This window comes from Rhodococcus sp. P4_F3_2, from assembly GCF_056401335.1.
Window position 1 is genome coordinate 122,855 of sequence record NZ_JBFUJN010000006.1, and the last position, 21,584, is coordinate 144,438.

The window sequence follows — 21,584 nt, forward strand, 5'->3', positions numbered from 1 at the left end:
GGCGCTCCACAAACCTAGAGATTGCCGGATCGGCACCAAACAGACTACTGGTATGTTTACTAGCAACATACAGGCAACCGATCTTGACCGGAGTGATCACCATCGAGACTCAACTGGCCACGTGGTTCGGGTCGGCAGACAGGCCGTTGCTCGGATTCGTTCACGTGCCCTCTTCAGGAACTGTCCGAGAAGCCGTGGTCATGTGTCCCCCGCTGGGCAAGGAGCACATCGACACCTATCGCGGCATGCGACTTCTCGGCGAAAAACTCGCGGCACAGGGTATGGCAGCTTTTCGTTTCGAGTACGCGGGAGTCGGCGACTCGGCCGGCGCCGAAGACGATCCAGACGCTCTCACCCTCTGGCTGAAGAGCATCGTCAGCGCTGTGGACTATGTCCGACGAGCGGGCGCGGAATCCGTCAGTATCGTCGGACTGAGAGTTGGGGCCCTCCTGGCAGCGTCGGCATTGCAGGAGTGCGGAGCCGTCAACTCGATAGTCCTGTGGGACCCAATTCTGACCGGCCGCAACTACCTCAGGGAACAACGTGCGTTCTATGCGATCAGCGTCGGAGAGGACGATCCCGCCGACTCACGTGTGTCGATCATGGGTGGCGTGCTGGCACCCGAATGCGCCGACCAACTGTCACGTCTCCGCATCACCGGACCATTTCTCGGACGTCCACGCACCCTTCTGGCCGTGAAGTCTTCGGTACTGGACAGCAGGGCTGTCGCCGGGCTCGCAGCAACTCTTGATCCCGAGATGATGATCTTGGAGAACCACGACGCGTTCACGTCGCCTCCCAGTTTCTACGTCGACATCCCCTACACACACATCAGCGAAATCGCACAGTGGTTGGATCGCCACGCGCCCACGAGTTCCTCCGCGTTCACTCCCGCGATCACCACCACAGCTCGCGTCGCGGTCACCGAAGTCGGCGAGGAGGTGTTCGAGACGTTGGAACGATTCGGTGCTCAGGAGCTCTTCGCGATCCGCACGCATCCCGCAACTTCTCCCGAATCCGAGGCAGGCAACATATCGACCACCGATGCGCCTCCCGAGCGCGGACTACTGTTCTTCACTACGGCAATCGAGCATCGAGTCGGGCCTGGCCGCTCGTGGGTGACCATCGCTCGTGAGGCCGCGGCTCTCTCGGTCACGAGTCTCCGATTCGACCGACGAGGGGTCGGCGACTCGGGTCCGATCGACGCCGACAATCCGACGTCGGTCTATTCACACGCGGCAGACGAGGACGCACGCACTGCCGTTGCCGCACTCGGCGCAGATCCGAGAAACCTCGTGATGACCGGATTGTGTTCGGGGGCATGGACCTCAGCGTCCATGGCGCTCCAGATGGGTGCGAGATCGACAATACTCGTGAACATGATCTTGTGGTCGGTGAGGCGCAAGAAGTCCCTGATGGATGCTGTCTTGCCGGAGGCTCCTCGAATCGATCCAGGTGCCGAAACCACGAAACTTCCCCTCCGCGGACGGGTGAAAGGCGTACTGCAGTCCCGTCTCCCCTATCCAGCGTGGAAGCTTCTGGGAATCAGGGGAATCACGCAGGTTCCTGAGGTAATGCTGGAGGCACTCTGCAAGCGTGGGGTGGATACCACCGTCATCCTCTCCCCCGCGGACGCCGCATGGTTCAATCAGCAACGCGGACCCGAAGGCGTTGCCCGGATGACTCACCGAGGACAAACGTTCGACGCGATCATGCCACCGGTCGGCGATCACCCGTCCTACCATCGTGACCTCCGAAATATCGTGCAAACAAAGGCGATTTCTTCGATAGCGAAAGCATTCGGAATTACGACGGTCCCTCGGGCCGACACGGCGAATGCGAACCGGTTCATCGCGTGAACACATCATTCATGATTGTTGCTGCAATCTTCGCAGTACCCATCGTCGTTGCGATCTACCAGCGACCACAACGCGGCTTGCTGCTTGTTGCACTGTTCGCTCCGCTCCACGGTCTGTTGGCGATCATTCCCGGCGGGACATCGATGGCCGGTTGGAAGGAGGGGTTGCTCCTGCTCACGTTGGGATGCACCTTCGTCAGCCCCAATCGCCTTCGGGTAGTGCGCCCCTCGATGCCTTGGTGGCCGGCTGCCGCGGCCTGGGTAGCTTTCGGTTCCGCGTCAGCACTGCTTCTGTCCGGTATCGCCGGGGTGACATCGATAAAGATCACCTACTTCTACATCTTGATACCCGTCATTCTCTGGCGCGCACCGTTCTCGCGGGACGACCGAGATCATCTCGTGTCCGTCCTGATGGGTATGGGGATACTGACAGCAGTCATCGGACTCCTTCAGCAAGCAGTAGGGCCTGCATACCTGGTGGATCTCGGCTACAGCTACACCGAGCAGATTCGAATCACCGGCTCGATCTTGCGAAGCTTCAGCACTTTCACCGGTCCGTTTGCGTTCGGTCTCTTCGTGATGCTGAGTTTGATCGTCGGCATTTCGGTCGCTCTCGCGGATCCGAAACGGCTGCGCAACATTATCTTTCTGGCCGCAACTCCGATCATGGTCGTAGGCATGGGAGTCTCGATTGTGCGGGCCAGCTACATCGGGTTGGCTGTCGGGCTTCTCTGGATTGCCGTATACAAGTATCGGTCTATCTTGATGTTGTTCGGCGCGGCTGCCGCTGCCGTTCCCTTCGTACTTCTGTTGGCACCACCATCAATCGTCAAACCACTGTTCTCGTCGTACAGTCTCGAAGAACGCGGTAGCGGATGGTCGTCGACAATCAGCTCGCTGTTCGTGCATCCACTCGGGCAAGGTTTGGGCGCAACAGGATCCGCGGCGGCAAAGGCGGCGGAAGCAGCGCAACCGATGCTCAACACGATGACGATCAAGGCCGCGACAACACTTGGGCTGATCCCCTATCAGCCCGACAACTACTACATGAAAGTCGCAGTCGAGCTCGGACCGATCGGCTTGTGGATTTTTGTCCTGGTCCTCATATCTTCCGGAGCGTCCGCGCTGAGGGCATCGCGTGTGCTTCCCGGCTCGGACGGCGCTTTGGCTCTCGGTGTCAGCGCCTCGATCGTCGCGGCCGCGGTCGCTTCTGTCGTCTCGACATATTTCGAGATATTTCCCCTCGACCTCTACTTTTGGCTACTGATTGGAACCGTGGGATGCGCACTGACTCAACACCACTCGGAGAAAGAAGCGATATCCGATCACGAATCACCCTCGGAGCCATGGCACTCCGACCTGGTGGGGGCGGCGTCCAAACCTATGCACGCGAACTACTCCGAGAACTCTCCCCACTGATCAGCGAATCGACGAACCTCAGCGCAACAGTGCAAATCGACGCTGTCGATGAGATTCCAACCGGAGTGCGCGCCGTGACGCGCCCTGTTGCCTCCGGAGCACGCAGAGCCGCGTGGGCGATGGTGCCGGTCGCGGGCAGCGACTTGTTCCACAGCCTCGACGTCGACCTCCCGATCGGGCAAGGCGGCCTGAAGATCTCGACGTTTCACGACATGTCGGTATTCGACGTTCCGTGGGCCTTCAGTCGATATCGAGCAGCTGGCGAACGCCGACTCCTGTCCGCGGCGCTACGCAAGGCCGACGTCGTCATTGCAGTATCGGACTTCACCGCCGAAAGAATATTCGCACTGAGCGGTCGGCATGCCGTTGTCACGCCGCTGGCACCCGCATCCTGGGCCACGATCCCCACCGAAGCTGCAGTGACCGAAGTTCGGCGGCGATTGAAACTGCCGGAGCGATTCGTGCTGCAGGTCGGAACGATCGAACCTCGAAAAGATGTCGCTCTGGTCGCCGAAGCGTGCACGGAGCTGTCGATTCCTTTTCTGCTGGCGGGCTCCGGCTCGACGGGCCCCGACGCGCCCCGTTCCGCCCGAGGATTGGGTTACGTCGCGACAGAAGACCTTCCGGCACTCTATTCCGCCGCAACTACTGTCGCTTACTCCTCCCACTACGAGGGGTTCGGTCTGCCGCCACTCGAAGCCATGGCGTGCGGCGCGGCAGTGGTTGCGAGTGCGGTCGGAGCACTGACCGAATTCGCCGACAACGCCGCCGTGCTTGTCCGCAAGCACGACAAGGCTTCCTGGTTGGCCGCTCTTCGCTCAGTCGTCCTGGACGACGATGTCAACACCGCACTCCGTATATCTGCGCCACGTGTCGCGGCCCGATCGACGTGGACCCGAACAGCCGAATACACGGTTGACGCGTACCGCATTGCAGGGCTGAGCGTGTGAGTTGCTCATGACGAATCGCAATTCGACGGGCACCGAGCCCGTATCGCCGCGAGAGTTCGCCGAATTGCGCCAGGCCGCTATCGACAAGTTCGAGAAGGAACGTCGCGAGCGAGAGACGAAAATCCACGGGCCGGCCGCTCCGGATTTGACTGCGAACGATGCACGCCGAAGCACTGCGATCATGCTCGGAAGCCGGATCGCAGTGGCAGCGATGGGGTGGACCGGCTCGGTTCTGATCGCGCGTTCGATCAGCCCTGACGAATTCGGTCAGTTCTCCCTCATCTTCGGATTGCTCGGATTGTTGTCCGTCGTCACCGATCTCGGCGTCGGCCGAGTGGTGCTCGCGAAGTTGGTCGAGTGCAATCCGTGGGAAGTTTCGCTGGTCACCACCGCGTTCATATCCCTACGGGTCGCCCTTGGTCTTTTCGGATACATCGTCGCGGTGGGTTATGTCTGGATTCTCCGCTACCCCGCAGAAGTGGTCGAAGCAACGGCGGTCGCTGGTTTGGTCGTTGTCGTTGCCACTCCCAGCCATGCACTTTCCGTCATGTACCAGAGCCGCCTGCGCATGACGTATGTCGCAATCGCCGAGGGCGTCGGGCAACTCGCCCAGCTTGTCGCGACCATCGTCGCGGTTTTGTGGCAGCCGATCCTCCTCGTTCTCGTCATCCCTGCGGTCATCAACGAAGTGGTCGCGGCCGTCGTGAAAGTGCGCGGTGTCCGAAAGGGCGTCGCCGGGCCAAGGCCGTCGTCACGAGCGCAGTTTCGTAGGTGGCGGGAAATGCTGATCGAAGCAATCCCTTTGAGCATCGGCTTCGCTTTGGTCACGCTTCTGTCCAAAGTGGATGTGCTGCTCTTGGGCAAGCTCGATACTTTCGATTCGGTCGGCTTGTACACCATCGGGTACAAATTCGCGGACCTTCTGCAAATCGTCGCAATCACCGTAGTCACCCCGGTAACAACACTTCTCGTGTCATATTGGCCCGACAGCGTGGGAGTGTTCCGCGAACGAAGCCGCGAAACATTCATCGTCCTGACAGTTCTCGGGAGCGCATCGATCGCCGCGTTCTGGCCTGCTGCCACCGGAGTGCTCACCTTTCTATACGGAGAGCGGTTCGCAATTGCAGGGACCTCGACGCGACTGTTGGTGCTTGGCGCATGCTTCTCGATGCTCACCCAGTTGGGGTTGATGATCCTGGTTGCGAGCGGCCGGCATCGAATATATCCGTGGATTGCATTGGGCGGCTTACTCTTCAATATCGTGGTCAACATCGTGTTGATTCCTCGAATGTCATTCAACGGAGCGGCAGTTGCGACCGTATCGACCGAACTGCTTCTTTTCGTTGCAATTTGGATTGTGGTGCGGCAAAGTCTGCCGGTTCACAGAATGTTTCCGATGCTCCCGCTCGGAGCGGCCGTCGCCCTCTGCGCGGTGGTCACAGTGGCAGGAACGATCTGCGTCGAAAGGTTGGGCGTGCCATGGCCAGTCGTTTCGGTTCTCGCTCCACTTGGGACAGTCGGAATCTATGCACTTGTATCGCTCGCGGGCGGGAAGTCGCCACTCGCAATGGTAAAACCCGACAGGGAAGCAAAATGACACGAACGATCATTTTCGTCAGCCACACTGGAGAGATCTCCGGCGCCGAACTGGTCATGCTCCAACTGATGCGTTTGGCACACGAGCAGGGTTTCACGGTAACGTTGGCTTGTCCGGAAGGGCCGCTGAGGGATCGCGCACGCGCGTCAGTCGACTTCGAAACGGTCACGCTACCAACCCTGTCGCTCAGAGGCGAAGGGGGTCTGGCACGCGTCCTGGCGATTCTCGAAGTTGCAAAGAATTGGCGAATTGCCGGGCGCATCATTGCGTCTCGGGCTCAGTCGGCCAGCTCGACCGTGATAGTCAACTCACTGTTCGCATTGCCGGTGATCAGGCTCGGCCGCGTACCGCAACGTGCAACGTGGCTTGTCCACGACACTCTCTCGAGCACAAAACAACGAATCGTCGTACGGATTGCAAAACCCGGGATCCGACGAGCAGTCGCCGTCTCCGGACCGACCTCGCTTCCTGTTCTTTCGCTGGGAATTCCCACCTCGGTATCACGACTTGGTGTTGTAGTTCCCCCTGAGGTAACGGAAGTTCGATCACCGGCACGCCGAGTTGTCGGAATCATCGGGTCACTGACGCCGTGGAAAGGCCACTTGGTGTTGATGGATGCCATCGCCCGCACAGTAGACGTCCAACTCGAAATCGCCGGACTTCCGTTCCCTGGCGACGAAATGTACGCACAAGTACTACGTGAACGCGCACAGCAGTCGGATCTGGCGGGTCGCGTCACATTTCTCGGATATGTCGATTCACTGGCAACTATCAAAGGATGGGACATCGCGATTTCTGCGAGCACCTCTCCCGAAGCCGGCCCACTCGTGGCACTCGAAGCAATGAGCATCGGAGTGCCAGTCGTCGGAACAGATCTCGGCGGCACCAGTGAGCTACTGGGGGACGGCGCCGGATCGCTCGTTGAGCCATCTGATTCAGTAGAACTCGCAGCCGAGATAACGAGACTGTTGGAGGACGGGAGTGCACGATCCGAATTGTCACGCATCGGCCGGCGGAAGGTAGAGGACCGATATGACATCCAGAAGAATCTTCCGGCTCTGCTGAAGGAGCTCATCGATGGCTAAGGCACGTCGAGTCGCCGCAGTCGCAGTGGTCTTGTTGATTGTCGGATTGGTAGTCCATTCTTCGATTACCGCAACCGGCGAACCTTGCGCAGTTCAACCTTCGTCAGACAATACTGGCATCGCACTTGGTTCCGGCTATACCGCAATGAGTGACGCCGAAATGGATCGAACGGTGGAAGCTATTCGATCATCGGGTTCGCACTGGGTCAGATTCGACATCGACTGGTCCGCCATCGAAAGTACCGAGGGCGCCTTCGACTGGTCCGGAACCGATCGCCTCGTGGACATCGCAAAATCTTCCGGACTCGAGATTCTGGGTCTCATCACCTACACGCCTGCCTGGGCAAGAGATCCGGCAGCGACGAGTCCTGACACGCATACCCGTCCGGCCGACCCGGACGAGTTCGGTAGGTTCGCGGCGCTTGCCGCTGCCCGCTACTCGAATTCCATTTCGTCATGGGAGATCTGGAACGAGCCCAATCTCCAAACATTCTTCAATCCGACGCCGGATCCTGAGTATTACTCGAAGCTGCTCGCCGCATCGAGCGTAGCAATCGAGGCAGTGCAACCGGGCGCAACAATTGTCTCCGGTGGCTTGTCCCCCGCAACTGACAACGGCGCTGACATAAGCCCCACGACGTTCCTCGCGAACATCTACGAATATGGAGCTGGACAACACTTCGACGTTGTCGGAATGCATCCGTACACCTACCCGGCACTGCCCTCGGACCCGTTGACTCGAAACTGGAACTCTTTCTATCGAATGCGGCTGATGCACGACACAATGGTTGCAAACGGCGACTCGACCAAATCTATTTGGGCGACCGAATTCGGGGCACCAACAGGAACTGGTCTCGACGCTGTGACCGAGTCGATGCAAGCCGAGATACTGCGTGACGGATTCAACGAAGCACGTAGCCTCGGGTTCGTTCAGAAGGTCTTCGTTTACAGTCTCCAGGACCGCGGCTCCGATCCCGGTGATCGCGAACAAAACTTTGGCCTTCTGAATCTCGACTTCGAACCGAAGCCCGCTATGGCCGTGTTGCAAGATGCAAACGAAACTGGAGGATGCCTCTGAACTATTGATCATTTTCGACCACAGTCACCGAGAAAATCGGACAATACCAACCGGCGCATTTCGCAGTAGCACCCAACCGGACGGAAGTACTGCAGAACCGACTTCGAGACTGGTGCCAAGTGACCCAATTCATGCAATTCTTTGATTTGTCGGATTGGTCATCTAGTTCGGCTTCCAACTTGTCTGTCCCGCACCGGTTTCGAGTCACTGTGGAAAGAAGGTGGTCGACGTGAGTCGACTTCGATTGTCCCTCGCCTGCGCCCTGTTGACTGTCGGGTCATTGAGCGCGTGTGCACCGAGTCCAGTTCCAACAACAACCCCAACCCCGAACTCGACGTGCAGTTCCGTTGGTTTAGGGATCGCCGCGGGCGCCCCACTCAACGGTCTCTCTCAGAATGATCTCGATGCAGAACTGACCGCAATGAAGAATGCCGGCGCGACCTGGCTCAGGTTCGACGTCGATTGGTCCGCCGTCGAATCAACCAAGGGCCAACAGAATTGGAGCGCAACCGACCGCGTCGTCGATCGAGCACGTCTCCAAGGATTGAGCGTCTTGGGAATCGTTACGTACACGCCGGCTTGGGCTCGCGTCGCCGGGGTCAGCGATACCCACGGGTATCCATCCGATCCGGCCGCGTTTGCCAAGTTTGCACAACAAGCAGCACAACGGTACTCGAACAGAATCAGCACTTGGGAGATTTGGAACGAACCGAACCTGACACAATTCTTCCGCCCCAAGCCGAATGTGAACACCTACACTGCACTCCTGAAAGCCGCATCTGCAAGTATCCGTGCGGTACAACCGGGTGCAAAGATTCTCAACGGCGGTTTGGCACCGGCCGTCGACAACGGATCCGACATCTCACCGGTCACATATCTCAAGGGTATGTACGCGGCAGGAGCAAAGTCTTCATTCGATGTCTTTTCGATCCATCCGTACAGTTGGCCTGCGCTACCTTCGGATTCGTCCACCCAGAATTGGAACACTTTCTACAGGATCCGACTGATGCGAGAATCGATGGTGCAGAACGGGGACAGCGGAAAGAAAGTCTGGGCAACCGAATTCGGAGCTCCGACAGGTACAGGCCCGACCGCCGTCAGCCCGCAATTACAGGCCAACATCGTCTCGGATGGATTCGCGCAAGCAAAGGTGCTCGGTTACATCGAGCGCATTTTCATCTACAGCATGCGTGATCGCGGAACCAACACTTCGGATATCGAACAGAACTTCGGTCTGGTCACGATCAACTACACTCCGAAACCCGCACTCGCGGCGGTGAAACAGGCAGTTGGAGGGTGCGGCACACCCAAGATCTAGTGAAAGCCCGGTCCTTCAGGATTCCGACTGTCCGTCTGCTGAATCCGAACGTATAAGGCTCACGCGAGTTCTTTGCCTCCTCTTTCGAATTTCCGCTATATCCTTGGAGGTCAACATAATTCGTTCGGTCGAGGCTTCGGAGTCGATGCCGTCGGCTTCCCCGGACGCCTTGACACCAGTTGCATCAGTGCTGGTCGTCTCCGCTCCGGAAGTTTCCACTACGGACGCCTCGACTCCGGCCCCCTCGACATCAACAGTCTGCACGACCTGCGGCTCTTCGAGCTCGACCCCTGCGCTCGACTTGGGCGTAGCCGTGCCCTTCGGCAGGTTCTTCTTCGCAATACTGACCGTTTTCGCATCCACCAGGCTGGCGCGATCCCTCCTCGAAACCAGGTCGGAAGTATCCATTCCGTAGGGCACGGCAACGGAAGGCTCGTTCAGCCGCGGCGCACCGGACTTCACCCAGGCGCTGTCGGACGGGGTCTGTGAGTTCGTGGCCGAGTTGGTCGGCTCGGCCGCCAGTTTCACTGAACTTGCGGGCCTGCGTCTGCGACGCAGCACCGCGAGGGTAAGTACGTCGAGGAGAGGCTCGGGAGCAGACGGACCCACGAGTACCAGTGTTCGCGCAACATCGACTTCGGCTAAGGCTCTGAGGCATTCGACGATCTCCCGTTGGTTGGATTGCTGTGCGGAGACAACAATCAGGGCAAACCCGGTTCCATTGGAGTCAAATCGGCTCCACCAGTCCGACTTCAGCGAATATCGGGAGACCCCGGATCGCACGTGCGCAGGAACATCCCATGATGTCGAGGGGACGCCGTCACCCGAAAGCACCAGGACATGATCACCGAGACTTGCACGCTGGCATATCGTCAGCGCGAGGTTCGGTGGAAACTCAGCGGCTTCGGAGTGCTGCAGGAGTAGTGAGGCTCCGTATTTCCGGGCCGTTCGACGTGCCCACGCGTCGGTCACTCGCGAACTGAATCGACCCCGGCAGGCAGAGAGGATTTCGGCAGCGAGAATGAGGACCACCAAGAACGCAACCGCCGACTCGACGAGCGGCTTCGGTGCAACCGGCAGACCCGTGCCCGCGGGGGCGGAAAGCAACTGCAGTCGGTCGGAACCGGATACGGTCGATCTCAACTGGCGCAACTGCTCCAGCCTCGCGTCGAGATCCGCCTTGATAGTCGGATCGTCGGCGGGCGTCTCGTATTCGTCCAAGCTTTCTCGCCGCGCTGCGTCCAAGTCCCCGTTCAATCGAGCGATGTCGTCGGTGAGAACTCGGGTACGACGATCCAGCGTGTCTGCATTGCGTCGCGCCTGCGCGTCGCTCAAGGTGGCGACGACTATTCGTGCCAGCGCGTCCGCGTCAGCCTGACTGAAGGCAGTCGCCTTGACGAATACCAATGCCGGAGAAGTACCCGGCGTCACCGAGATGTGGCTCGAGACATCCGCTGTCGTCCACCCGTTATTCAACTGGTCGTGGATGGCGGCAACCACATCGCTATCGGTGGCCAGTGCGACATAGGGGGCAACCAACTGGCCGAGGTTCGCGTCCGTCACGACGATCTGCGAGGCAGACTGAACCTCCGCGACGATGTCGGATTGATACACCGGTGTCGCGCTTCCCCGCACAGCGTAGACAATCCCACCGACGAGCAATGCGATGACAAGAGCGGGGAAGAACACTCTTGCAAGGTTTCGTGCATGCCTCACCAGGTCGAAAGTGGGCGGAACGCCGAGTTCGCGACGTATCGCCGCATCCCTGGTACTCGAATCTGCCATCTTGAGTACCCCCGATTGGATCGCGCGTTGAAGCGTAGCTGAAAGAAACCAAAAGTTTGCCGAACGCACACAAACATACCTGACGGCTGATGTCAGCTACCAAGTAGCCATCGCGGTCGCGACCACATCTGCCAGTACTCGACGATTTCGGCTCCGCTCGCGTCGTACAGAGCATTGCCGGCAGCGCTGGCGAGACCACACACGGCGCCGTCGCCGACAGCCTCGAATGCGGCTGCCGACACTTGCCGAAGGACCCGCAACCCATGTCCGCGCCGCTGTCCTTGCGCCCTGGTTCCGGCCGCCCACACAGTGCTGATGGGCTTACCGAACGACAGCATCGCTGCGGTCTGCAGCGTGTCGAGTTCGAACAGGCCGACGACTGAACGCTCACTTGGTCGGTCGGGGGCCGCCTCCTGATACACCAGAGTCGCAGATTCGCGATCGATACCGAAAACATCCTCCGCAAGTTGCCGTGCTGAACGCAGGTCGCCACCTTCCAGGATCCGCACCGCGGCATCCGGCGCTGACGGAGAATTCGGTAGCGCGCGCAGCGAACTCGAACCTACGCACACCCACCCTGCATCCGCGAGGACGGTCGCGGCATCCAGACCCGCCCCGGCGAGCATGACAACGGTGCGCAGTCGCTCTGCGAGCACTCGTTCCACAACGGCGACCGTGTTTTTCCGCACATCACCCCCATGGACCAATGCAAGGTTGTAGCTGGGATCGGGTGCACCCGTGAGAGCGATCCACCAACCGTCGTCGGCGAGATACACACCGGTCTCAGGTACGAGTCCAGACATGTTCTGCCCATAGGCATCCCGTAAGGCGGTCAACCCCGCCACCGTCCGAAGTAGTTGCCATCCGATCATCGTCGTCTCCTGGGTCCAGGTATTGTGGGGCCATCAAACAGATCAAATCGGCCTTGAAGATTGCGGGCATACCTCTATCACTCCTCGCCCTTGGTGCGGCAGCGGGTTGGCCCGTCTTCGTCTCACCCAAGATCGATGCACCACGAAGTGCTGACGCTATCGTTGTCCTCGGCGGAGCACACGACGGACGCGAGGAGGTCGGAATCCAACTGATGAAAGACGGTTACGCACCACGCCTGATCTTCTCGAATCCTTACGGCGACAACGACAAGAAGATGCGGTCGATCTGCGAGGGTACGTTCGACTTCCCTGTCGACTGTTTCGTCCCCTCACCGTCCACCACCGAGGGCGAGGGGTTCGAAATCGAGAGAATGGCCAATGCCAACGGATGGAAGACTGTCATCGTCGTGACGTTCGTTCCTCATATCTCGCGGGCGCGGCACATCATTTCGCAGTGTTATCAAGGAGAACTGGTCATGGTCGCAAGCCGTCCGGAACTCTCGATCGGGACGTGGGCATTCAACTACGTTTACCAAACTGCCGGCTACGTCAAGAATCTGTTCTCGCATTGTTGAGCTCGACAGCTGACAGGAGGGTGCCCGGCGCGGATATCCGCGCCGGCACCAACCGCGTAGTCAGTACGCTCCGTCGCTTTTCGCGACCGCTGAGACGGTACGAGTAATGATCGAAAGATTTTGCAGGATAGACCAATTCTCCACGTAGGAAGAGTCCAGTCGAACAGATTCTTCCCACGAGAGATCACTGCGACCACTTACCTGCCAGAGACCGGTGATGCCAGGCTTGACCAGCAGGCGCCGGGCAACCTCGTCGTCGTACATCTCGACCTCGCGCCGCAACGGCGGCCGCGGACCGACAACGCTCATCTCGCCGCGAATGACGTTGAAGAACTGTGGTAGCTCGTCGATGCTCAATCGACGAAGGATCTTGCCGACGGACGTGATTCGTGGATCCTCCCGCATCTTGAACAACACGCCTCCCGCGCCTTCGTTGTCCCCCATCAGATCGACAACCTGCTGATCGGCGCCCTCCACCATGGTACGAAACTTCAACATAGGGAACGGTTTCCCGTTGAGGCCGATGCGTTCTGCCTTGTAGAACACCGGACCTTTCGACGTGAACTTGACCGCAGCGGCGGCGGCGACCATGACCGGCGCCACGAGGAGGATCATCAGCATCGAGAACACCGCGTCGAAAACAGCGGGCGCAAGCCGGTTGGCGCCCTGGTAGCGCGGTCGCGCAACGTGAATCAACGGGAGTCCCGCCGCCGGGCGAAACATCAAGCGAGCCTTCGACACGTCGGCTACGACCGGTGAAACCACCATGTCGACGCCCTCGGCTTCGAGGTCCCACATCAGCTTGCGTATGCCCACCTGCCCGAGGTCTTCGGTTCCGGTGACGATGACGGTGTCTGCGCCGCTTGCGCGCATTGCCTCGACCACCTCGAACTCGTTGCCCAATACCGGGACCGCTGCGCCGTCGACGACGATGTGATCGTCCAGCGCGGTCGCCCGACGCGGAATGCACGCTCCCACAACGTCGTAGCCTGCCGAGGAGTCCCGCACGAAGGCTCGCGTAGTAGCAACGACGGACGCGTGTCCACCGACCAACAGCACCGAGTTGCGGCAATCCCCGCTCGCACGCTTCTTTCGAATGTCGCGTCGCCAGAGGTAGCGCCCGAGAAGCAGCGCAGCGAGCCCGACGGGCAGTGCGATCATGAGATAGCTACGCGCGATTCCTACGCCGAGAATGATCCCGGCCAATGCGCCCACTCCGAAGACTTGGCCGGTAGCGAGCAGCACCTTCTCGTACTCGTCGCTACCCTCGCCCAGCATCGACTGATGACGGCTGCGTCCGCGTGCGAGCGCGATCATCCACAGCCCTCCCAGCGCTGCAGACGCAATCACCTTGAGTGGCGTCAGCCACTCGATCGGATGCGGCCACATGCTGCCGATCTGTGCGAGCGCGATCACGAACAGAACCGTGATCGAATCGCTCACGGCAATCCGCTTCCGGTATGCCCGACGCCAGTCGGTGCCGACATGAGCGGAATCCTGCAATGCTGCCGACCGGCTCTCCACCTCAGCATGAACGCTCATTTGCCATCAGTCCTTCTAGTCATTCGAATGACTTCAGCGGGTCGAACGGATTCAGCGGATCGCTGATCGGTAGCCACCGCGAGCCTCCAGGTACGGCAACACCCCGCCGGTTGCCGTACCTCGCTGCTCGCAGTGCAGAAACGAACCGTCATCGGACCCCCTACATAACTGCCGATCAAGGGCCACTTCGTGCGATAAAACGACCCAGTGTTGCTCATTTCGTACGTAAACATACCTTAGGTTTGTTTCAAGTGCACTCACCGAGTCCAAGCTATTTTCCGGTTGCCAGATGATTACCGGGCAATTACGTCAAAGTGGGCTAATCCTCCACATTTTCGAGACGTCTTCCCTCACGAATCCGAATGTCGGCGATCAGCATGTCCAGGGCGCCCAGGAGTGCAGTGTCGGCGCGTCGGCACTGTTCGATCAAAGCTTCCAGATCAGCTTCGTCGGCGCTTTCGATCACACCGGCTTTGGCGGCCCTGCTCAGTACTTTTTCGGCGAGGAGCAACGGCGGCTGCGACCGAGCGATGCCGTCCATGGACGACGCGCGCGCCTTCTCGGCAGCCTTCAAAGCGTCCCACGCCCGCTCCTGCTCAGCGATGTCGACCACCCCGGAACTGACCAGGTGCGGGCTGCGATGCACGAGTTTCGCGATCAGTGCGCCGGCCACGTCGTCCAATTCGAAAACGCCGTGAGATTGAGCGATCCGCGAGTGGAACAACACCTGGAGCAACAGATCGCCGAGTTCCTCACGGAGATCGCTCTCGTCGTCGCTTCGAATCGCGTCGAGTACCTCATAGGTCTCCTCGACGAGGTAAACCGAGAGGCTCTCGTGCGTCTGGGTCGACTCCCAACCGCCGCGATTCCACAACCGGTCCATGATCGACGCCGCTTCCACCAATCGATCGCCGTGAATGGGTTCGGCGCGAATCATCTTTACCCCAGCGGCAGACAACGCCTCGATCTTCGGCTCGGCGGTGTCCATCATCACAGTCACCGCGGCGCCGGGTGTCGTGGCCGGCAATGCGCCGCGTACCGAGTCGGGAACGTCCGGGTCGATATCGATCGCGCCGGACAGGAACGGGAGCGCCTCCAGCGGAAAGACATGCGGCCGCAGAGGATCGAGCAGTACGACGACGGGCGATTCGTTCACCGAGTGCTCACGCCTCGACCAGGACGGCACCGGCGGCGCGCCCGTCTATCGCCAAGATGAAGTCCGCGATGTATTGAAGTAGTTCGACGTCCCGCAGGCGATCCGAGCCGACTCCGCCGGTGCGAGGCAGCGGGAGTTGCACGAGCCCGGTCGTTGCCCGGTACTGCGCGCTCGGATAGATCCTCTTGAGCCTGATCTGTTTGGAATCGGGCAGTGACATCGGCGAGATCTTGAGCTGAGTTCCGGTGACGGCGACTTCCTCCAGTTGGTACTCGCGGCAGAGCAGTCGAAGCTTGGCCACCGAGATCAGCCGTCGAACCTCTTCGGGCAGTGGGCCGTAGCGATCGACCAGTTCTTCGACTACGGCAGCGATGCCGTCGGAATCAGTTGCCGCAGCGAGCTTGCGGTACCCCTCCAACCTGAGCCTGTCACTGGTGACATAGTCGGGCGGGATGTGCGCGTCCACCGGTAGGTCGATCCGGACTTCCTTCGTGCCCTCGTCCATGGTGATCGGTTTGCCGTCGGCTGCAGCCCGGAAGGCTTCGACCGCCTCACCGACCAGCCTGACATACAGATCGAACCCGACGCCCGCGACGTGGCCGGACTGCTCTGCGCCCAGAACGTTTCCGGCTCCACGGATTTCGAGGTCCTTCATCGCGACTGCCATACCGGCGCCGAGGTCCGAATTCTGCGAAATCGTTGCCAGTCGGTCGTATGCCGTTTCCGTCAACGGCTTTTCGGCCGGGTACAGGAAGTATGCGTATCCACGTTCACGACTACGCCCGACGCGTCCGCGGAGCTGATGCAACTGCGAGAGGCCAAGCGAGTCCGCACGTTCGACGATCAGTGTGTTCGCGTTCGAGATGTCCAGACCGGTTTCGATGATCGTGGTACAGACCAACACGTCGAAGTCGCGTTCCCAGAAGCCCTGCACGGTCTTTTCGAGAGTGTCCTCGTTCATCTGACCGTGCGCGACGACGACGCGAGCCTCCGGGACGAGTTCACGGATCTTCTTGGCTGCCTTGTCGATCGAGCTGACACGGTTGTGTACGTAGAAGACCTGACCGTCGCGCAGAAGTTCACGCCGGATGGCCGCGGCAACCTGCTTGTCCGCATACGCGCCGACGTAAGTGAGGATCGGATGACGTTCTTCCGGCGGTGTGAGGATCGTGGACATCTCACGGATCCCGGCCATGCTCATCTCGAGAGTACGAGGAATCGGGGTAGCCGACATCGTCAGGACGTCGACGTGGGTGCGTAGTGCCTTGATATGTTCCTTGTGCTCGACTCCGAATCGCTGTTCCTCGTCGACGATCACAAGCCCGAGGTCCTTCCAGCGAATACCGGTCTGCAGCAACCGGTGAGTACCGACGACGATGTCGATCTCGCCTTCGGCCATGCCGGCGATGATTTCCTTCGAGTCTTTGGCGTCGGTGAAACGGGACAGCCCTCGCACCTTCACCGGGAACGACGCCATTCGTTCGGTGAATGTCTGAAGATGTTGCTGTGCAAGCAGAGTCGTCGGGACCAGTACCGCCACCTGCTTGCCGTCCTGGACTGCCTTGAACGCGGCACGAACGGCGATCTCCGTCTTGCCGTACCCGACGTCACCGATCACCACCCGGTCCATCGGAACCGGCTTCTCCATGTCGGCCTTGACCTCACTGATGACGGTCAACTGGTCGATGGTCTCGGTGAAGGCGAACGCGTCTTCGAGTTCCTTCTGCCACGGCGTGTCCGGGCCGAACGCATGCCCCGGGGCCGCCTGACGCGCAGCGTAGAGCTGAACCAACTCACCCGCGATCTCACGAACCGCCTTGCGGGCCTTACGCTTGGTGTTCGCCCAGTCGGATCCACCGAGCTTGCTCAGCGCAGGCAACTCTCCACCGACGTACCGGGAGAGTTGATCGAGCGATTCCATCGGGACGAACAGACGATCACCCGGGTGACCACGCTTGCTCGGCGCATACTCGATGACCAAGTATTCACGACGCGCCCCGCCGATGGTGCGTTCGACCATCTCGACGAACCGGCCGATACCGTGCTGATCGTGCACGACCATGTCCCCGGCAGACAGCGCGAGCGGATCGACCTGATTGCGGCGCTTGGCCGGCAAGCGCTTTCCGTCGCCGACCGCTGCAACGCGGTTGCCCGTCAGATCGGACTCGGTGACGATCACCATCCCCGGCGTCGAGTCGTCCCCGGCGAGTACCAGTCCGTCGTGCAGAGACCCGCGGAGCACCGCGACCTGTCCGCGGGCAGGGGTCGCTCCGCCTTCGAGCATCTTTGCGGGCACTTCGGCTTCACCGAGTCGCTCGACGACTCGGCTTGCTGTGCCGGCGCCTGCCACCACGATCGCCGCGCGACCGCCCGTGCTCACGTGTGCCCGGAGGCTGACGAACAGCTCGGCCAACAGGTCGTCGGAACCACGTACCTGCGGTGCCGCCTGAACCGGGATTTCAAGTTCTTCACCATTTCCCGACGCCAGCGGGCTGACCGTCCACCACGGACGGCCGGCAGCTTCGGCAGATTCGCGAACATGACGAAGCGACCGGTATGCGGAGGCACCGAGATCGACTCCCCCGCCGTTGAGGATCGACGTGTCGAGCGGTGCAGCGCCGCCGATCGACGCCGCCGTCCACGACGCTTCCAAGAATTCCTGGCCGGTGCGCACCAGATCGGTGGCGCGGGTGCGCACCTTCTCCGGATCGCACAGAAGGATGTGCGCCCCTACCGGAAGGACATCGGAAAGTAGTTGCAGTTCACCGGGTTTGAGAACCGGGAGCAGAGCTTCCATCCCCTCGACGGGGATGCCTGCCGAGATCTTGTCCAGCATCTCGACCAACGAAGCGTCAGCCTGATTCTCAGCAGCGAGTGCCGCAGCTCGATCGCGAACATCAGCTGTCAGAATCAGCTCACGACACGGCGGCGCGATCACGGAATCGACGTCGACGTCCGGTAGCGAACGCTGATCGGCGACAGAGAAGTACCGAAGCTCCGATACCTCGTCACCCCAGAATTCGATACGTACCGGATGATCCGCCGTCGGCGAGAACAGGTCGAGAATGCCGCCGCGGACCGCGAACTCACCACGCTTTCCCACCATGTCGACACGGCTGTACGCCATCTCCACCAGACGAACCAGAACAGAATCGAAATCGATCTCGGTGCCGACGCGCAACGTGATCGGCTCGATCTCGCCAAGACCCGGCGCCATCGGCTGAACGAGAGAGCGCACCGTGGTCACGATCACCCGAAGAGGCGAGCCGTACGAGGCGTCGTCTGGTCTGGCGAGTCGGCGCAGTACCTCCACCCGTCGCCCAACGGTGTCCGCGCTCGGCGACAGTCGCTCGTGCGGCAATGTTTCCCACGACGGGAACTGCGCGACGCCTCCACCGAGCATCTCGGTGAGTTCTGATGTCAGATCGTCGGCTTCGCGACCGGTGGCCGTCACCAGCAGCACCGGAGTGCGCGCGGCAAGTGCAGCGGCGATGAATGGTCGAGCCGGCTTCGGCGCCACGATGTCCAGGGCAGGCGCACCGATTGAGTCGATCACTGGAGTGAACGCGGCGTCTGCGAGGGCGACCTCGGCGAGTCCAGCGAGCGCAGTCTGGGCAGAGGACAAGGAAGTCAACGAACGCGCTCCTGAACAGTGATGACGGGTTGCGGACGCACAGCCCGAGCGCAAGATCTCCACCGAGGCAGAGTTGTGCGCCGGTTCGATTCTATCGGTGTGCGATCTCGCAGCGCAGTCCGATCCGTTCAGTTTCCCGTAACGCTCGGCTTCTTCGTCGTCCGCTTGGCCGGTGAAGATCGGGTGGCCGGGGCGCTCGGCGGTGCCACGGCCACGCTGGTGTGAGAGTTGAGCGCCCGAACCCGGCCGATTACCTTCGTCGCCTGGCTGGTTCTCCGTAGACGTACAGTCCTGCGACCGTTCGGCGCGAGGTGGAACCAGGAGTCTTCGGGCTCGAAGCCCTGCAGTTCGAGGGCAACGTATTGGGCGGAAGCATCCGTCGAGACGTCGACTACCCACTCTTCGTCGCCGACGTTGCGCGCCGTGGCGACAAGTCCGACCGACCGCTCGAGGGGCCGTGCCGGACTCCCCAGGAGGTGCACCACTTCGTCCACCATCTCTCCGTCTTCGTCTTCGAGTGTGACGGTGACGGCGTCGTATGTCCGCGCCCCGAACTGAAAGACGTGAGTGAGGTCGGTGAAACGGCCGACAAGGCTGTCCACGGACCAGGTCAGACTCGAGTGCGATTCCACCTTGACCGGTAGCGCGACGTCGACTGGGACGACACCTGACCGACTGTGCGCTCGAAACCTGATCTCGCCGACGACAGGTTCGGCAGTCTCGTTGATCGCGTCGAGCCTCAATCCGTCCATACCGTCGTCCGTGACCAGGAGCGCGATCGGTTTGGCGCTCCTACGGAGCACGAACCACGGAGCCTTGGGGCTGCCGCTCCAATCGAGGACCCCCCATCCCGGTCCGGGCTCCAGGTCTCGCAGTGCGAGTGTCAAGGCGCCGTCGCACCGAGAATCCGGGCGACGCCAGTAGCCGAGCGTCGAGGCGAACGCCTCACATACGGCTGCTCGCCCCAGGTCGAGATAGCGTTCCGGGTCGGACCACCGGACTTCACGAGCGTCTTCGCCGAAAAGCGCGTGGACGTAGTGATCCCGAACATCCTCGAAATCCCACGACGATCCGTTGTCCCGCGGCACCGCGGCTTTCCATGCCGGGTGGTGCCCTGCGACGGCGAGCGAACCGAATTCGTTCTCGATCACGGCATTCGACGGTGGAATCGAAAATGCCAATGATTCGGTCGCAAAACGTACTCGCGCGCTGAGCACGTCGGCCAGTGGACGACGATAGGCACCCACCCCGAAGTAGTGAGCGACCCCGCTTCCGACATGCGTTGCCAATTGCTCTCCCCCGCGAGGCGCCGAGGGCGACGACGTCACGTATTCGAGTTCAGGTGCCACCGCTGAGATCAGCTCCGGCAGTCTCGAATGAATGAGCGGGATGTGTTGATCGACCAAGCCCAGCATGGTCGGCTGCTGTTCGGTCTCGCTGCCGCCGCAGAAGACTGCCAAAGCGGGATTTCCACGCACTCTGTGCAAGAACGCGGTGACCTCTGCTGCAACGAGTTCGAAGAATTCGTCGGTGTCGGGCGGATCAAGCGTCGCCAACATCATGTCCTGCCACACGAGAATGCCCAGTCGCGCGCATTCCTCCCAGAAGTGGTCGCTCTCGTAGACCATCGTCCCCGGGATTCGAATCATGTTCAGGCCCGCCTCAGCCAGGCGTTCCAAGACACGAGTGGTGCCGGCGTCGTCTTGAAGCGAGATCGGGTCGGTCGGCACCCACACCGAACCACGGCAGTACACCCGGATGCCGTTGACATTCAAACGGAATCCACCATCGGATCTGTCGGCCTCCACCGTCCGGAAGCCCACTGAACCGAGATGCTCGGAGACTCCGATCGTTTCTATCGTCACCGGATACGTGCGAGGAGCGCCATGAGTGTGCGGCCACCACAACTGCGCGTCCGGCACTTCGACGACGCCGGACACCTCGAGGAATCCGTCCGGTCCGGCAATTACAGCCAATTGTCGCGAGTGTTCGCCGACGCGCACGGTCACGTACTCCAGCGAGGCCGGCAATCCGGTGAGCCGAGCGCTGACGGCAACGTGACCGGTTGTGCCGTCGACACTCGCGTGCTTGACAGCCGAGACTACGGCGGCAACTCCCTTGTCCAACAACCGGATACCCCGCCACGGTCCCACCGGTACCGGAACGCCACTGAATACGGGAGCCATACCGAGCATCGTGGTTCGGATCCACCGAAGACCCTGTTCACGGACCATCGACGAGCGCCAACGTCCTCGAGGACGCCTCGATCTCAGAATCGCGGACAGAGAATGAAAATGAATAGCGACCTGGACGCGTTTACCAGCGCCGACTACGGCCGGAATGCTCACTTCCCCAGGCGTGAACATGGATTCAGTGGACGCGACATGGACGCCGCCGATCCAGACATCGGCAAACGCCGTCACACCGTCGAACTGGAGCAGCCACGACCCCTCACCGGCCGTGGCCACGGTAGTCACGAACCACCAGTCCGATGATGCAACAGACGATGATGAAACCGACGACGATGCAACGGACTTCGTGCGTCCGGCGCCCGTTTGCGCCGCCTGTATCGCACCAACGACTGTCCCAGGTACAGACGCTGCGACCCACTCGGTCACGGTTTCGAGGGCATCCGGATCAGATATGGATCCGGGTTCGGTTGCAGCGCATCGCCATATCGCGCCGGCCAGCAGGTCTGCTGACGAACGAGGCACT

14 protein-coding genes are annotated in these 21,584 nt (G+C 60.7%); 8 read left to right on the top strand and 6 right to left on the bottom strand.

The window, feature by feature from the left end:
- Positions 1-92 precede the first annotated feature (92 nt).
- The 7 genes from AC1DWA_RS08995 to AC1DWA_RS09025 all read left to right on the top strand — a co-directional run bounded on the left by AC1DWA_RS08995 (position 93) and on the right by AC1DWA_RS09025 (position 9,305).
- Positions 93-1,859: an alpha/beta fold hydrolase gene (locus AC1DWA_RS08995; protein ID WP_052740951.1), complete on the top strand. Its 1,767-nt coding sequence runs from the start codon at positions 93-95 to the stop codon at positions 1,857-1,859.
- An 11-nt stretch (positions 1,860-1,870) separates the two neighbouring features.
- Complete coding sequence (locus tag AC1DWA_RS09000) at positions 1,871-3,277, top strand: O-antigen ligase family protein (RefSeq protein ID WP_020970281.1); 1,407 nt, start codon at positions 1,871-1,873, stop codon at positions 3,275-3,277.
- A complete protein-coding gene (locus tag AC1DWA_RS09005) occupies positions 3,205-4,227 on the top strand; it encodes a glycosyltransferase family 4 protein (RefSeq protein WP_257209761.1) in 1,023 nt (340 codons plus the stop codon). Before AC1DWA_RS09000 ends, AC1DWA_RS09005 begins: the two co-directional genes overlap by 73 nt.
- Positions 4,228-4,234: 7 nt before the next feature.
- On the top strand, positions 4,235-5,824 hold the full coding sequence (locus tag AC1DWA_RS09010) for a flippase (RefSeq protein WP_052740952.1): 1,590 nt from the start codon (positions 4,235-4,237) through the stop codon (positions 5,822-5,824).
- A complete protein-coding gene (locus tag AC1DWA_RS09015) occupies positions 5,821-6,909 on the top strand; it encodes a glycosyltransferase family 4 protein (RefSeq protein ID WP_019744638.1) in 1,089 nt (362 codons plus the stop codon). Before AC1DWA_RS09010 ends, AC1DWA_RS09015 begins: the two co-directional genes overlap by 4 nt.
- Positions 6,902-7,987, top strand: coding sequence for a glycoside hydrolase 5 family protein (locus AC1DWA_RS09020; RefSeq protein ID WP_020908553.1), 1,086 nt, complete (start codon positions 6,902-6,904; stop codon positions 7,985-7,987). Before AC1DWA_RS09015 ends, AC1DWA_RS09020 begins: the two co-directional genes overlap by 8 nt.
- 229 nt (positions 7,988-8,216) lie before the next feature.
- Positions 8,217-9,305 carry a cellulase family glycosylhydrolase gene (locus AC1DWA_RS09025; RefSeq protein WP_046379985.1) on the top strand — a complete coding sequence of 363 codons (1,089 nt, stop codon included), beginning with the start codon at positions 8,217-8,219 and terminating at the stop codon, positions 9,303-9,305.
- 15 nt (positions 9,306-9,320) lie between these two features.
- Here the strand turns inward: AC1DWA_RS09025 and AC1DWA_RS09030 are convergent, their stop codons facing one another.
- Together AC1DWA_RS09030 and AC1DWA_RS09035 are read right to left on the bottom strand one after the other, a co-directional pair.
- A complete protein-coding gene (locus tag AC1DWA_RS09030; RefSeq protein WP_155404271.1) occupies positions 9,321-11,090 on the bottom strand; it encodes a YveK family protein in 1,770 nt (589 codons plus the stop codon).
- A gap of 92 nt (positions 11,091-11,182) precedes the next feature.
- Positions 11,183-11,962 (bottom strand): hypothetical protein, encoded by a 780-nt coding sequence (locus tag AC1DWA_RS09035; protein ID WP_020970285.1) that lies wholly within the window; start codon positions 11,960-11,962, stop codon positions 11,183-11,185.
- A 53-nt stretch (positions 11,963-12,015) separates the two neighbouring features.
- Between AC1DWA_RS09035 and AC1DWA_RS09040 the strand changes: the two genes are divergently transcribed.
- On the top strand, positions 12,016-12,537 hold the full coding sequence (locus tag AC1DWA_RS09040; protein WP_020970286.1) for a YdcF family protein: 522 nt from the start codon (positions 12,016-12,018) through the stop codon (positions 12,535-12,537).
- 60 nt (positions 12,538-12,597) lie between these two features.
- Here AC1DWA_RS09040 and AC1DWA_RS09045 read toward each other — a convergent pair whose 3' ends face one another.
- The 4 genes from AC1DWA_RS09045 to AC1DWA_RS09060 form a co-directional block, all read right to left on the bottom strand.
- On the bottom strand, positions 12,598-14,079 hold the full coding sequence (locus tag AC1DWA_RS09045; RefSeq protein ID WP_019744644.1) for a sugar transferase: 1,482 nt from the start codon (positions 14,077-14,079) through the stop codon (positions 12,598-12,600).
- 319 nt (positions 14,080-14,398) lie between these two features.
- On the bottom strand, positions 14,399-15,235 hold the full coding sequence (locus AC1DWA_RS09050) for a nucleoside triphosphate pyrophosphohydrolase (RefSeq protein ID WP_046378951.1): 837 nt from the start codon (positions 15,233-15,235) through the stop codon (positions 14,399-14,401).
- Between the two features lie 7 nt (positions 15,236-15,242).
- Positions 15,243-18,869 (bottom strand): transcription-repair coupling factor, encoded by a 3,627-nt coding sequence (gene mfd / locus AC1DWA_RS09055; RefSeq protein ID WP_029255886.1) that lies wholly within the window; start codon positions 18,867-18,869, stop codon positions 15,243-15,245.
- A 128-nt stretch (positions 18,870-18,997) separates the two neighbouring features.
- Positions 18,998-21,583, bottom strand: a complete 2,586-nt coding sequence (locus tag AC1DWA_RS09060) for a glycosyl hydrolase 2 galactose-binding domain-containing protein (protein WP_477846224.1) — start codon at positions 21,581-21,583, stop codon at positions 18,998-19,000.
- Between the last annotated feature and the right edge of the window lies 1 nt (position 21,584).

What these genes read in the sequence shown, in the direction of transcription:
- AC1DWA_RS09000 (WP_020970281.1), top strand. Translation starts at nt 1,871, where the DNA reads ATGATTGTTGCTGCAATCTTCGCAGTACCCATCGTCGTTGCGATCTAC.
- AC1DWA_RS09005 (WP_257209761.1), top strand. Translation starts at nt 3,205, where the DNA reads ATGGCACTCCGACCTGGTGGGGGCGGCGTCCAAACCTATGCACGCGAA.
- AC1DWA_RS09010 (WP_052740952.1), top strand. Translation starts at nt 4,235, where the DNA reads ATGACGAATCGCAATTCGACGGGCACCGAGCCCGTATCGCCGCGAGAG.
- AC1DWA_RS09015 (WP_019744638.1), top strand. Translation starts at nt 5,821, where the DNA reads ATGACACGAACGATCATTTTCGTCAGCCACACTGGAGAGATCTCCGGC.
- AC1DWA_RS09020 (WP_020908553.1), top strand. Translation starts at nt 6,902, where the DNA reads ATGGCTAAGGCACGTCGAGTCGCCGCAGTCGCAGTGGTCTTGTTGATT.
- AC1DWA_RS09030 (WP_155404271.1), bottom strand. Translation starts at nt 11,090, where the DNA reads ATGGCAGATTCGAGTACCAGGGATGCGGCGATACGTCGCGAACTCGGC.
- AC1DWA_RS09035 (WP_020970285.1), bottom strand. Translation starts at nt 11,962, where the DNA reads ATGATCGGATGGCAACTACTTCGGACGGTGGCGGGGTTGACCGCCTTA.
- AC1DWA_RS09045 (WP_019744644.1), bottom strand. Translation starts at nt 14,079, where the DNA reads ATGAGCGTTCATGCTGAGGTGGAGAGCCGGTCGGCAGCATTGCAGGAT.